This window comes from Brachybacterium sp. P6-10-X1 (genome assembly GCF_001969445.1).
Lineage (GTDB): Bacteria > Actinomycetota > Actinomycetes > Actinomycetales > Dermabacteraceae > Brachybacterium.
This window is the reverse complement of sequence record NZ_CP017297.1, coordinates 1,762,846-1,775,457: the sequence shown is the minus strand read 5'-3', so window position 1 is coordinate 1,775,457 and position 12,612 is coordinate 1,762,846. Positions and strand designations below refer to the sequence as shown.

Below are 12,612 nucleotides of genomic sequence, written 5' to 3'. Positions count from 1 at the left end.
ATGACCATCCCGATCCCTGCCGAGGACCCCCGGCACGTGCCCAACCGGGCCGTGATCGACCCTGCGGCGATCACCCAGAACACCCGGGCGCTGACCGGGCTGCTGGAGGAGCAGACCGCCCTGATGGCGGTGGTCAAGGCCGACGGCTACGGGCACGGCATGCTCACCGCCGCCCGGGCCGCGCTCGAGGGCGGGGCCACCTGGCTCGGCGTCGCCCACCCCGCCAGCGCGCTCGCGCTCGCCCGCGCCGGTCTCGACGCGCACATCCTCACCTGGCTGTACGAGCCGCACACCGCCGCGATCGTGCTGCCGGAGGTGCTCTCCTCCGGGATCGACGTGTCCGTCGGCTCCCCGGAGATGGTCGCGCTCGTGTCCGACGCCGCCCGTCAGGCCGACCGTCGGGCCCGTGTGCACCTGAAGATCGACACCGGTATGGGGCGCGGCGGAATCATGCCGTGGCAGATCCGTGAGCTCGGCGCGACGATGGTCGAGGACGACCTCCTCCAGGTCGTGGCCGCTTGGACGCACCTGACCAGCGCGGACGATCCGGCCGACCCGGCCACCGACCAGCAGGTCGAGCTGTTCGACTCGGCGTGCGAGGCGCTCGAGGAGGAGGCGGGGCCCGTCCCGCTGAAGCACATCGCCAACTCCGCCGCGCTGTTGACCCGCCCCGACCTGCACCGCGACCTGGTGCGTCCCGGCATCGCCCTGTACGGCTATCCGCCGGTCGCCACCGACGTCCCTCTGCGCCCCGCGATGACCCTGAAGAGCCGTCTGGCGATGGTCAAGGAGGTCCCCGAGGGTCACAGCATCGGCTACGGCCGGATCCACACCACCGCCCAGCGCACCCGCGTCGGCCTGGTGCCGCTCGGCTACGCCGACGGGCTGCACCGCGCCGGCAGCGACCGCTGCGAGGTGCTCGTGCGCACCGAGTCCGGCGACCGCCGCGTCGCCCAGATCGGCCGGATCAGCATGGACCAGATCGTCGTCGACCTGGGCCCGGACTCCGACGCCCGCGCCGGGGACGAGGTGTTCGTCTTCGGCGACGCCGGGGGAGCGCCCAACGCCCCGGCCGCCACCACCGCCGACGACTGGGCGCGAGCCGCCGGGACCATCCCCTACGAGGTCCTCACCTCGGTCTCCGGACGGGTCACCCGAGAGGTGCTCCCGTGAGCGGCCTCGAGATCCGCACCCTGGACGCCGACGGCACCCGCGCCGCTGCCCGCACGCTCGCCGGCGTGCTGCGCGCCGGCGACCTGCTGGTGCTGGACGGCCCGCTCGGCGCCGGCAAGACCACCTTCACCCAGGGCCTCGGCGAGGGTCTCGGGGTGCGCGGTCCCGTCGCCTCCCCGACCTTCGTGATCGAGCGCGTCCACACCAGCTCGAGCGGCGGTCCGGCGCTGGTGCACGTGGACGCCTACCGCCTCGGCGGGGACGGCGACATCGACGACCTCGACCTCGAGGCCGATCTCGACGCCTCCGTCACCGTCGTCGAATGGGGTCGCGGCAGGGTCGAGCACCTCATGGAGTCCGTGTTGCTGGTCGAGCTCGAACGGCCCGACGAGGTCGAGGATCCGGAGGACCCCGACGAGCCCCGCACCCTGCGCCTGACCCCGAGCGGCCCACGCTGGGACGACGAGGCGCGCACCGCGCTCGCCGCCGCCCTGTCCGCGCTGCCCGGCCCGTCGGCGCCGCCCGGATCGTTCGTGCAGTCCGGACCCCGCGCGAACCCTGCACAGCGCGGCTCGTCCGCGCACGTGGGACCCACCCCCACCGCCGAGGAGAATCGCTGATGCTGCTGGGAATCGACACCTCCGGAGCGGTGAGCGTCGCCGTCGCACGTGGACGGCTCGAGGGAGGCGCCCGCGACGTGGAGCCTCCCGAGGTCCTCGCCGTCCACGGCGACGACCGCTCCCGCCACCACGACGAGGTGCTGCTGGCCCTGGTCGAGGAGACCATGGCCGAGGCGGACACCGAGCGCGCCGACCTCACCGGGATCGTCGTCGGCCGCGGGCCGGGCCCCTTCACCGGGCTGCGCGTGGGCCTGGTCGCCGCCCGCAGCATCGCCGGGATGCTGGGCATCCCGCTGCACGGGATCAGCTCGCTGGACGCTCTCGCGCACCAGGCCCTGGCCGCCACCGGTGGCGCGGGGACGGCCCCGGTCACGGTCGCCGTGGCGCTGGACGCCCGCCGCCGCGAGGTCTACCACGCCCGCTACCGCCGCGCCGCCGACGGCACCGTCACCCGCGAGGCGGAGCCGGCCGTGGACGCGCCCGCGGACGTCGCCGCCGAGCTGACCGCCTGCGATCTCCTGGTCGGCTCCGGCACCGGGCTGTACCCGCAGCTGCTCCCGGCGACCGCCGAGATGGCGCACGCCGACGCCGGGCACCTGATCCTCGCTGCCGCGCAGCGGGTCGCCCGGGGTGAGGACCTCTCCGACACGGCACCGCTGTACCTGCGCGAGCCCGATGCCGCCAAGCCCACCGCCCGCAAGAGCGCCCTGGGCCGCTGAGATGAGGGACCCTCGCGGAGACGGGACGTCCGCGGACGGAGTCGGCAGTGCTCGCGTCGAGGGAACGGCCGGGAGCGCGTCGGAACCTGTCGGTGCTGCAGAGCCTGCGAGGGGCTGGAGCCTGCGTCCCGCGACCCTCGAGGACGTGGAGGAGATCGCCCACGCCGAGCTCGAGCTGTTCCCCGACGAGTCCTGGACCGTCTTCCAGCTCGCCGAGGAGATCGCCCATCCCGACCGCCGCTACGTCCTCGCCGCCGACGGACCCGCCGCGCAGGGGCGACTGCTGGGATACGCCGGGATCATGGTCGCCGGCGACCTGGCCGACCTGCACACCATCGGCACTCTCCGCGAGGGAGACGGCATCGGCCGCGCGCTGCTGACCTGGTGCGAGCAGCAGGCCCGTGACGCGGGCGCCGAGTCGATGCTGCTCGAGGTGCGCGAGGACAACGCCCGCGCGCGCCGCTTCTACACCGCCGCCGGGTACCGCGAGATCGACCGCCGCCGCGGCTACTACCGGATCCGAGGCCGGCAGATCGACGCTCTGGTCATGCAGCGCGCACTGGCCGGTTGACCCGCAGCACGCACGAGGCGCGCGTCGGACGGCGTCAGCGACAGGACGATGTCCGCGTCAGGACAGCGTCAGCGTCAGGACGATGAACATCGACCCGCGATACGCACGGAGCGGGCGCCCCGCGGCGGGCGCCGATGCGCGTGACGCGCGGTGTCTCTCCCCGTGGCGTGCGATGGGGCCCCGTCCCCGTGACGCGACCGGGGCAGTCCCGTGGCGCGACGGGGTCGTCCCGTGGCGCGCGATGGGCTCGTCCCGTGGCGCGATGGGGTCTCTGCTCGCGACACGCGGAGCGGTTCCACGGATCCGTGGCGGATCCGGGTCGTTTCCGTGGAATGGGCGCGCGAGTCGGCCTGGAACTGTCGCGTGTCGGGCCGGGGCCGTAGACGCGTGCAGGGCGGGCTTGGTGGCGATGCAGGGCGGGCTTGGTGGCGATGTAGGGCGGGCTCGGTGGCGATGCAGGTGCGCGTCGTGTCCGGGGCCGGGGATGCGCCGCCGGGCTGGTCCAGGTATGCGCCGCCAGGGCGGTCCGGGCACCCGCCGCCGAGGCGGTCCGGGCAGCCGCCGGCCCGGTCGGTCTCCTCAGAGGAAGTCGCGGACCTTCTGGAACAGGTCCGGATAGCGCGACTCCAGACGCGTCGTGCCGATCCGCAGCCCCACCCAGAAGGCGACCGTGCCCAGCACCAGGGAGACCAGCCCCGCCACCAGCAGAAGCGTCTCGCTGCCGACGACCAGGCCCCAGATCGCCAGGCCGATCGTCGGGATCTGCGCGACGAACACGGAGACCATCGCGATCGCCATCGTGAGCATCGCGTTGGCGCTCGAGGCCGACTTGTCCTTCATCGGGTTGGTGCCGGGCGGCGAGGCCGGGTACGGCATGATCGCGCCGACCGCGACCGAGGACCCCCAGCCCGAGATCATGACGCCGACGGAGGCCAGCATCACCAGCGGGATCAGGTGCGCCATGTCGTACAGCAGCGGCAGCACCGCCGTGATCACCAGCACCGGCGGCACCATGAGCACCGCGATCGCGGCGACTCGGCCCAGCAGATTCGCCCGCGCGGGCAGGTTCGCGGTGATGTTGACCCAGCCCGAGGGGCCGTCGAAGCCGATCTCGTTGCACAGGCTGACCCCGCTCAGGCCGCACATGAACACGGTCATCGTGAGCATCATCGGTCGCGACTCGGGCAGCATCAGGCCCATCGCCACGAAGAACACGATGATCAGCGGGTAGATGCCGATCGCGGCCAGGTAGCGGGTGTCGCGCCGCCAGTAGCGCAGCGACTTGCCCAGCACCGCCCCGAAGGGGGAGGGCTTCGCCCACCGCGGCACCAGGGCGGAGACCTTCGTGGTGCCCGAGGAGGCGTCGCCGCTCAGCGCGGAGGTGAGGGAGGCATCGATCGAGCGGCGCCACCACAGCCAGGTGAGCGCGATCGCGGCCGCTCCGATCAGCAGCCGCCCCAGTGCCGGCAGCACGGCGCCCTCGGCGAGATCCATCGGCACCGAGAATAGCGCCCCGAACGGCGTCCACGCGAGCGCGTCGACCACACCGGGCAACCACTGCCGGATCTTCTCGAAGTCCAGGTCCTCGATGCGCTGCATGCCGAGGGAGAAGCCGTAGATCGCCGCGAACATCACCATCATCGCGACGATGCCGCCGAGCTCGCGGCCGCTGCGGGAGGAGGCCTTGCTCGCCGAGTGCGCGAACCAGGCCCGCGGCAGCAGCAGGCACAGCACCACTCCGGCCAGGTTGGCGGGGACCAGCAGCACGACGGCCGCGAGGATCCACCCCACGCCCTGGCCGAACAGCACCAGCCACAGCACCTCGAAGGCCGTGGCGATGCCCACGGCAAGCAGGGTGAACAGGCTGGGCAGGCTGAGGGCGGCGGCGGCGAACAGCCCCGGCTGCAAATCCTTCGCGCTGCGCGGGAACAGGGCGAAGGAGCGCGGATCCAGGGTGTCGTCCACCCCGAAGGCCAGCACGGGGATCAGGAACCACGCCAGCACCGTCACCGTCCCCAGACCGCGGATGACCAGCCCGAAGGCGTCGCCCTCCCCGGCCCACAGGGTGGTTCCCAGGAAGGCGAACACCAGTCCGACCAGGCCGCCCACGCTGTACAGCGCCCCGATGAGGGTGCCGATGAGCTTGCCGACGTTCTTGCGGTAGGAGCGCTTCCACAGCGTCCATTTCAGGCGCAGATGGAGCCGCACGAGGGAGGTCTGGGCCACCGAGCCGTGGTGGACGTCGGTCGCAGAGGCGGTCGCGGCGTGCTCGCTGCTCAGGACTCCAGCCACGACAGGCTCCCTTCCGCGACGTCGCCGCCGCCGACGAGGTCGATGAAGGTCTGCACGAGGCTGCCGCCCCGGCGCACCTCGTCGAGCGTCCCGGCGGCGAGCAGCTCCCCGCCGGCGATGATCGAGACGTGGCTGCACAGTCCCTCCACCAGCTCCATGGCGTGGCTGGAGAGCACCACGGTGCCGCCCCCGTCGACGTAGGCCGTGAGGATCTTCCGGATCACCTGCGCGGAGACCGGGTCGACGGCTTCGAGCGGCTCATCGAGCACGAGCAGTCGCGGTGCGTGCAGGAGGGCGCTGGCCAGCAGCACCTTCTTGGTCATGCCCGCCGAGTAGTCGACGACGAGCTTGCCGTCCTCGTCGGCCAGGTCCAGCGCCGCCAGCAGGGACTCCATCCGCTCCTGGACGACATCGGGCTCCATGCCGCGGATCAGACCGACGTAGGTCAGCAGCTCACGACCGGTCAGGCGGTCGAAGGTGCGCAGTCCGTCGGCCAGCACGCCGAGCTGTTCCTTGGCCCGCGTGGGGTCGGCCCACATGTCGGTGCCGAGCACGTGCGCGGCACCGCCGTCGGGGCGCAGCAGCCCGGTGGCCATCGACAGGGTGGTCGTCTTGCCGGCGCCGTTGGGGCCGACCATGCCGTAGAAGGACCCGCGCGGGACGTCGAGGGAGATCCCGTGGACCACCTCGGTCCGGCCGAAGGACTTGCGCAGTCCGCGGATCGAGAGGGCGGATTCGGCAGGCACCGCGGCATCGGTCGGGACCGGTGCGCCGGTCTCCGCGACGGCGGCCGGACGGACCGGCCGGTCGGCGGCGGACGGGCCGGACGGGGAGGAGGGATCGGCGAGGTGCATGGGATCACGGTATCGGGGCCGAACGCCCGCCTGCTCCGTCCGACGGTCAAGCCAGGGCCGACCTTCGTCGACGTGATGCGGACACGAGGGCGGGGCCCGGAGCCCTGACCGGATCCGACGGGGACGATGTCGAGTGCGCGGGGACGAGAGCGTCCGACTAGGATGCCCGCAGCCGACCTGGTGCTCGATGGAAGGAAGCCCATGACGAAGCTGCGCCCCACCCCGCGGGCACCCGGCCTCGCCCCGGAGGTCGAGGAGATCCCGCTGGGGATCCGTCGGCTCGCCGCGTGGTCCTGGCGGATCATCGTGATCGTCGCCGCCGCCACCGTGATCCTCTACGGCGCCCTGCAGGTGACCGGGATCCTGATCCCGGTGCTGCTGGCCGTGCTGCTGGCCGTGCTGCTGACCCCCGTGGTCAAGATCCTCACGCGCTACACCTTCCTGGGACACGCTGCGGCCAGCGGCGTCGCCCTGCTGGGACTGCTGCTGGTGGTCGCAGGCATGTTCACCCTGGCCGGACGGCAGCTGATCGCGCAGTGGGCCGACATCCAGGCCAAGGCCGTCTATGGTTTCCAGTCCCTGACGACCTGGGTGACGACCACGTTCCAGATCGACGACACCATGATCAGCTCGGCGATCGACGAGGGGCTCACGAAGCTGCAGGAGAACGCGGAGACCCTGGTGAACTCGGCGGTGAGCACGGCAGCCGTGGTCGGCAACCTCGCCACCGGCATCGTGATCTGCCTGTTCACGCTGTTCTTCCTGCTCTCCAGCGGCCCGACGATCTGGCGCTGGGTGGTGGGCCTGATGCCGCCGGCCGCCCGCCTGGGCACCCACGAGGCGTTCCGGCGCGGCTGGAAGGCGCTGTCGGCCTACGTGCGCACCCAGATCATGGTGGCCGCGGTCGACGCCGTCGGCATCGCCCTCGGCATGGTCTTCCTCGGCATGGGTTCCTACGCGGTGCCGATCTGGCTGCTGGTCTTCTTGTTCTCCTTCGTGCCCCTGGTGGGCGCGATCGCCTCCGGGGCGATCGCGATTCTGCTGGTGCTGGTGCTGCAGAACTGGGTCTTCGCGCTGATCATGCTCGGCATCGTGCTGCTGGTCCAGCAGCTCGAGAGCAACATCCTCCAGCCGTTCCTGATGGGCAAGGCCGTGGAGCTGCATCCGCTGGCGGTGTTCCTCGGCGTCGCCGGCGGCGCGATGATCGCCGGGATCCCCGGGGCGCTGTTCGCGATCCCGGTGATCGCCTTCGTCAATGCCACGCTGCTGTACATCGTCGGCCGCGACCCCAGCCCCGAGCTGGGATCGGACCAAGCCATCGCGGACCATTTCGCCGCGATCGGCGCCGCCTCCCGCGCCCACGCCCAGTCCGCCCGCGCCGGGCTCGGGGCGCCGCGCGAGGCGGGGCCGGCCGGAGCGGCCGTCGGAACCGCGTCGGCTGGGATCGCCCCGGGCGATCAGTCGGGCGGCGCTGAGCCCGCCGTCGGGCCGGCGGGAACGACGCCGGCGACGGGTACGGCGGATCCCGCCCCTGACGATCGGGGCTCCGGTGACCGGGCTTCGGACGATCCGGCGCCGCACGATCCGCTCCCTGACCAGCGGGCTCCGAGCGATCCGGACGCCGACGAGGGACCAGGCCCGGCGCCGGGCGCCGAGGAGCCGCCCTCCTCCCGCCCGTGACCACGGACGACGACGGCCCCCGATCCGGCGTGAGCCGGGTTCGGGGGCCGTCGTCGTGGTGCGAGGGTGCTGCGCTCATCGGCTGAGCGCGGCACGGCTCACGGCTGGTACGGGCTGGCCTTGAGGATCTCGATCGGGAACGACTTACCGGTCGGCGCGGTGTAGTCGACCGTGTCGCCCACCTTCGAGCCGTGGATCGCGCTGCCCAGCGGCGACTCGGTGGAGTACACCTCGAGCTGGGAGGAACCTTCGGCGATCTCGCGGTTGCCGAGCAGGAACGTGCGGTCCTTGCCGGCCAGGGTGATGCTGACGACCATGCCGGGCTCGACGACGCCGTCGTCCTTCGGCGACTCGCCGACCACGGCGTTCTTCAGCAGGCGCTGGAGGTCGGCGATGCGCGCCTCCATCTTCCCCTGCTCCTCGCGGGCGGCGTGATATCCACCGTTCTCCTTGAGGTCGCCCTCGTCGCGGGCAGCGGCGATGCGCTCCGCGATGTCGGTGCGACCCGGCCCCTCGAGCTCGGCGAGCTCCTTGGCCAGGCGGTCGTACGCGTCCTGGGTGAGCCAGGCGCCATTCGGCTGGCTGCTCATGGGTTCACTCCTGTCGTCTTCGGTCCGTGCGCACGGGGAATCCCGAGAAAGGGCCCCTATACGCGAATCACGGGGCACATGTCCTCATGCGCCCCGTGCTGCGGGTGATGATCGCCGGCGGGATGCCGGTTTCGGAATACCTTACACCGCTCGTTTCCCCGCCCCCGGGATCTCCGGGGTGATTTCGCGATCCGAGTAATCGACTCCGCGGCGGTGTCGCAGGGTCTGACGGCTCAGGTGGGGTCGCAGCCCAGGACTTCGGCGGAGACCGCTTCGCCCTGGGTGGAGATCTCCACGTGATGAGCAGTGCGACGGTCGGTCTGCGGCGGGATGGTCGTCTCCACGAAGCCGACCTGGGCGCGGCCCTCGTTCATGGCCTGGATCCGACACGTCGCCCCGGTGCCCGGATCCATCGTGACCGTGTAGTCCACGGCGATGACGTCGTCGGCGAGGTGGTCGTACCCGACCATCTGGGAACGGATCGGTGAGCTCGTCGTCGTCCAGTAGCCCACCAGGGCGACGACGGCGAGGAGCGCGATCGCGGCGAGGGCGACGAGCACCCGCGCGGCGCGCTTCGAGAGCAGCGGTGCGCCGTATCTGTCCGCCGGACGCTGCACAGTGCCGTTCATGCCCTCATCTTCCCAGAGCCCGACCGTCCGGTCTCCCAGGGGCGCGGGCGACTCGAGAGGGACCGGTCACGTCGGTGCGGCGGCCGCGACGGGTGCGGGGTCCCCTCAGGTGCGGTGGCGTAGGATCGGGCGCTGGTGCCGCCCCGGTTCGCGGAGCCGTACCGGTCCCCGGGGGGCCTCGTCCCCGTCCCGTCGTCGCCGAGGAGAATCGTGACCGTCCAGCTGCCCGCCCCTGATGAGACCCTGCGGATGGTGGCCGTCCACGCGCATCCGGACGACGAATCCTCCAAGGGCGCCGGAACCACCGCGCGCTACGCCCGGGAAGGTGCCCAGGTCACGGTCATCACCTGCACCGGTGGCGAGCGCGGCGACGTCCTCAATCCGCGCCTGCGCGATGATCCGACGCTCACCCCGGAGCTCATGCCCTCGGTGCGTCGCCGCGAGATGGCCACGGCCCAGGAGATCCTCGGGGTGGACCACGAGTGGTTGGGATTCGTCGACTCGGGACTTCCCGAGGGCGACCCGATGCCGCCGCTGCCGGAAGGCAGCTTCGCGACCCTGCCCGTCGAGGAGGCGGCCGCCCCGCTGGTGGAGGCCCTGCGTCGGCTGCGCCCGCACGTGCTGACCACGTACGACGAGAACGGCGGCTATCCGCACCCGGACCACATCCAGACCAACCGGGTCAGCCTCGCGGCCTTCGATCTCGCGGCCGATCCCGATTACGCGCCGGAGCTCGGTGAGCCCTGGACGGTCGCCAAGCTCTACTACATCAACGGTTTCCATCGGCAGCGGTTCTCGGCCGTCGCGCGGCACATGCGCGCCGCGGGGACGCCGAACGAGGAACTGGAGCAGATGCTGCAGCGCCTCGACGAGTCGACCGATCGGCTGCTGACCACGCGCATCGACGTGCGGGCGTATCTCGGGGTGCGCGATGACGCGCTGCGCGCCCACGCGACCCAGGTGGATCCCGACGGGCCGTTCTTCCGCATCTCGCACGACGTCGAGACGGAGGTGTGGGGCACCGAGGACTACGAGCTGCACATCTCCCGCATCGGGGTGAAGCTGCCCGAGCACGACCTGTTCGCCGGCCTGCGCCACGAAGCGATCGAGGCGCGACCGTGATCGGGGCTTCGCCGGGTGCGGTGCCCGCCGCCGGCGGCATCCTGCTCGCGAACCCGATCCCCTCCGACGACGGCGGCTTCACCTCGGTCACCGTCTCCCCGGGGCTGCCCGGCTTCTTCGCGATGTTCATCCTCGCCGTGGCCGTGGTGCTGCTGGTGCTGGACATGACCCGCCGGACCCGCCGGGTCCGCGCCCGCAACGAGGCCGAGGCGCGCGCGAAGGCCGAGCAGGAGGCGGAGCGTGCCGAGGGTGATCGTGCGGAGGTCAGCGGTGGCACCGCCGAGGAGGATGATTCCGGGGCCGACGACCGCCGCGCGACCGACGGTGCAGATGGCGGTGGGGCCGACGGTGACGATCGCAGCTCGACCGACGGCGCGGATGACGCTGGGACCGACCGGGCGACCGACTCCGACGGCGACGACCGCCGCTGAGGTCAGCGGACGAGCGGCTGGGGCTCGCGGGCTCGGGAGGTACCGGCCCCGGGGGTCACAGGACCGCGGTCGCGACCGCCGCGAAGTGGCAGCCGAAGCCGATCAGCGTGCCCGCGTGGAAGACCTCGTGGAATCCGAACCATGCCGGTGACGGGTTCGGCTTCTTGAGGCCGTAGACGATCGCTCCCACCGTGTAGGCCAGTCCGCCCAGGATCAGCAGCCAGACCACGGCCGCGCCTCCCGTGGCGTACAGGGCGGGCATGTAGAAGACCGCGACCCAGCCCAGGGCGATATAGGCCGGCACGTAGAGCCAGCGCGGTGCTCCGGTCCAGAACAGGCGGAAGCACACCCCGATCAGGGCGCCGCCCCAGGCGATCCCGAGCAGCGTCAGCGCCTGACGAGGAGCCAGCAGGATCACCGCGAGCGGCGTGTATGTGCCCGCGATGATCAAGAAGATGTTCGCGTGGTCGAAGCGGCGCAGCATGATCGCACGCTGCGGGGACCAGGTGCCGCGGTGGTAGACAGCGCTGACCCCGAACAGCATCCCCGCGGTCAGCACGAACACGGCGCAGGCCAGACGGATCGTGAGCGTTTCGCCCAGGACGACCAGCAGCAGACCCACCACCAGCGAGGCGGGGAAGGCGATCAGGTGGAGCACGCCGCGCAGCCGGGGCTTGGGCAGCTGCAGCCCGAGCTTCCGTGCCCGTGCCGCCATCGCCCGGGTCAGGCTCCGCGGGGCGAAGGGATGCGTGTCCGCGGTGGGGATCTCCGCGTCGGCCACGGTGGGTGGGGCCCCCGACTCGGCGACCGCCTCCACGGCCTCGCGCAGCGCCGCATCGACATGCGGACCGCGCTCGGTGTGGGAACTGTTGTGCATGGCGCCGAGCGTAACCTACGCTCGCGTAAGTTCAGGTGGTGGCGCTGTGACGATCCGGTGTGGATCGGCCGGAGCGTCAGGGATGCGGCCCGGCATCATCGATACTGGATAGGTGCGGCGTATGGGTCGGGTCGCACATCGCCGGTTCACGGTGCCCGGATCTCCCGGGATCGCCGTGCGCGCGGCGGAGACGTCCGACCCGGGGAGCGGAGGCTGCAGTGGACGACAACGGCCTTCTGTACCGCGTCTACGAGCGTCGGCTGGTCCGAGAGCTCGAGGCCTTCGAGCTTCCTCAGCACCTCGGCGTCATCGTCGACGGCAACCGCCGGTGGGCGAAGGAAGCCGGGGAGAGCACCGAGCACGGTCACCGCGCCGGTGCTGCGAAGATCGTGGAGTTCCTCTCCTGGTGCGAGAGCCTTCAGATCCCCCTGGTCACCGTCTGGATGCTGTCCACCAACAACCTCAGCCGCACCCCCGAGGAGCTCGAAGCCCTCTACGAGATCATCACCTCCACCGTGGAGCAGATCGCGGAGGCGGGCTACTGCGTGCGACTGGCCGGCACGCCCGAGGCCCTGCCCGAGGAGGTCCGCGACGGCATCGACCGCATCCAGGAGCGTGCCGCGCCGGAGTCGCAGCTGACGGTCAACGTCGCCATCGGCTACGGCGGCCGCGAGGAGATCGTCGACGCTGTCCGGGAAGTGGTGCGCGACTATGGACAGCAGGGCCGCAGCCCCGAGGAGATCGCCGAGGCGATCAGCGTCGATTCGATCACCGAGCACCTCTACACCCGTGGGCAGCCCGACCCGGATCTGATCATCCGCACCTCGGGCGAGCAGCGACTCTCCGGCTTCCTGCTCTGGCAGTCGGTGCATTCCGAGTACTGGTTCTGCGAGACGTACTGGCCCGGATTCCGCCGCGTCGACCTGCTGCGCGCGCTGCGGGACTTCTGTCGCCGCGAGCGACGCTACGGGGCTTGACCCGACGGCTACGGGCTTGACCCGACGGCTACGGGCCTGACCCGACGACGACGGGGCCTGACCTGACGGTGATCCGC

General features: G+C 71.7%; 13 protein-coding genes. 8 read left to right on the top strand and 5 right to left on the bottom strand.

Annotated elements, in window-relative coordinates; translation table 11 throughout:
• The 4 genes from alr (at nucleotide 1) to BH708_RS08115 (ending at nucleotide 3,083) form a co-directional block, all read left to right on the top strand.
• A complete protein-coding gene (gene alr / locus BH708_RS08130; RefSeq protein ID WP_076807983.1) occupies nucleotides 1–1,173 on the top strand; it encodes an alanine racemase in 1,173 nt (390 codons plus the stop codon).
• Entirely contained in the window at nucleotides 1,170–1,793 is a 624-nt protein-coding gene (gene tsaE, locus BH708_RS08125; protein ID WP_076807982.1) for a tRNA (adenosine(37)-N6)-threonylcarbamoyltransferase complex ATPase subunit type 1 TsaE, read from the top strand. Before alr ends, tsaE begins: the two co-directional genes overlap by 4 nt.
• Nucleotides 1,793–2,512, top strand: coding sequence for a tRNA (adenosine(37)-N6)-threonylcarbamoyltransferase complex dimerization subunit type 1 TsaB (tsaB, locus tag BH708_RS08120; RefSeq protein ID WP_076807980.1), 720 nt, complete (start codon nucleotides 1,793–1,795; stop codon nucleotides 2,510–2,512). Before tsaE ends, tsaB begins: the two co-directional genes overlap by 1 nt.
• Nucleotides 2,513–2,657: 145 nt before the next feature.
• Nucleotides 2,658–3,083, top strand: coding sequence for a GNAT family N-acetyltransferase (locus BH708_RS08115; protein WP_253705521.1), 426 nt, complete (start codon nucleotides 2,658–2,660; stop codon nucleotides 3,081–3,083).
• A gap of 579 nt (nucleotides 3,084–3,662) precedes the next feature.
• Here the strand turns inward: BH708_RS08115 and BH708_RS08110 are convergent.
• Together BH708_RS08110 and BH708_RS08105 are read right to left on the bottom strand one after the other, a co-directional pair.
• Nucleotides 3,663–5,375, bottom strand: coding sequence for a hypothetical protein (locus BH708_RS08110; RefSeq protein WP_076807979.1), 1,713 nt, complete (start codon nucleotides 5,373–5,375; stop codon nucleotides 3,663–3,665).
• Nucleotides 5,360–6,229 carry an ABC transporter ATP-binding protein gene (locus tag BH708_RS08105; RefSeq protein WP_076807977.1) on the bottom strand — a complete coding sequence of 290 codons (870 nt, stop codon included), beginning with the start codon at nucleotides 6,227–6,229 and terminating at the stop codon, nucleotides 5,360–5,362. Before BH708_RS08105 ends, BH708_RS08110 begins: the two co-directional genes overlap by 16 nt.
• Nucleotides 6,230–6,430: 201 nt before the next feature.
• Here BH708_RS08105 and BH708_RS08100 point away from each other — a divergent pair, with 201 nt between their 5' ends.
• Nucleotides 6,431–7,909 (top strand): AI-2E family transporter, encoded by a 1,479-nt coding sequence (locus BH708_RS08100; protein ID WP_076807975.1) that lies wholly within the window; start codon nucleotides 6,431–6,433, stop codon nucleotides 7,907–7,909.
• Between the two features lie 98 nt (nucleotides 7,910–8,007).
• Here the strand turns inward: BH708_RS08100 and greA are convergent, their stop codons facing one another.
• A complete protein-coding gene (greA, locus tag BH708_RS08095) occupies nucleotides 8,008–8,499 on the bottom strand; it encodes a transcription elongation factor GreA (RefSeq protein ID WP_076807974.1) in 492 nt (163 codons plus the stop codon).
• A gap of 233 nt (nucleotides 8,500–8,732) precedes the next feature.
• Nucleotides 8,733–9,128: a DUF4307 domain-containing protein gene (locus tag BH708_RS08090; protein WP_076807972.1), complete on the bottom strand. Its 396-nt coding sequence runs from the start codon at nucleotides 9,126–9,128 to the stop codon at nucleotides 8,733–8,735.
• A 210-nt stretch (nucleotides 9,129–9,338) separates the two neighbouring features.
• Here BH708_RS08090 and mca point away from each other — a divergent pair, with 210 nt between their 5' ends.
• Both mca and BH708_RS08080 read left to right on the top strand, forming a co-directional pair.
• Complete coding sequence (gene mca, locus BH708_RS08085; RefSeq protein ID WP_076807970.1) at nucleotides 9,339–10,250, top strand: mycothiol conjugate amidase Mca; 912 nt, start codon at nucleotides 9,339–9,341, stop codon at nucleotides 10,248–10,250.
• A complete protein-coding gene (locus tag BH708_RS08080; RefSeq protein WP_157235819.1) occupies nucleotides 10,247–10,681 on the top strand; it encodes a hypothetical protein in 435 nt (144 codons plus the stop codon). The genes mca and BH708_RS08080 overlap by 4 nt, the downstream gene beginning before the upstream one ends.
• 55 nt (nucleotides 10,682–10,736) lie before the next feature.
• On the opposite strand, the gene BH708_RS08075 is transcribed toward BH708_RS08080, so the two are convergent.
• Nucleotides 10,737–11,558, bottom strand: coding sequence for a hemolysin III family protein (locus tag BH708_RS08075; RefSeq protein ID WP_076807968.1), 822 nt, complete (start codon nucleotides 11,556–11,558; stop codon nucleotides 10,737–10,739).
• A 218-nt stretch (nucleotides 11,559–11,776) separates the two neighbouring features.
• On the opposite strand from BH708_RS08075, the gene BH708_RS08070 reads away from it, so the two are divergent.
• On the top strand, nucleotides 11,777–12,535 hold the full coding sequence (locus BH708_RS08070; protein ID WP_076807966.1) for an isoprenyl transferase: 759 nt from the start codon (nucleotides 11,777–11,779) through the stop codon (nucleotides 12,533–12,535).
• Nucleotides 12,536–12,612: the final 77 nt, after the last annotated feature.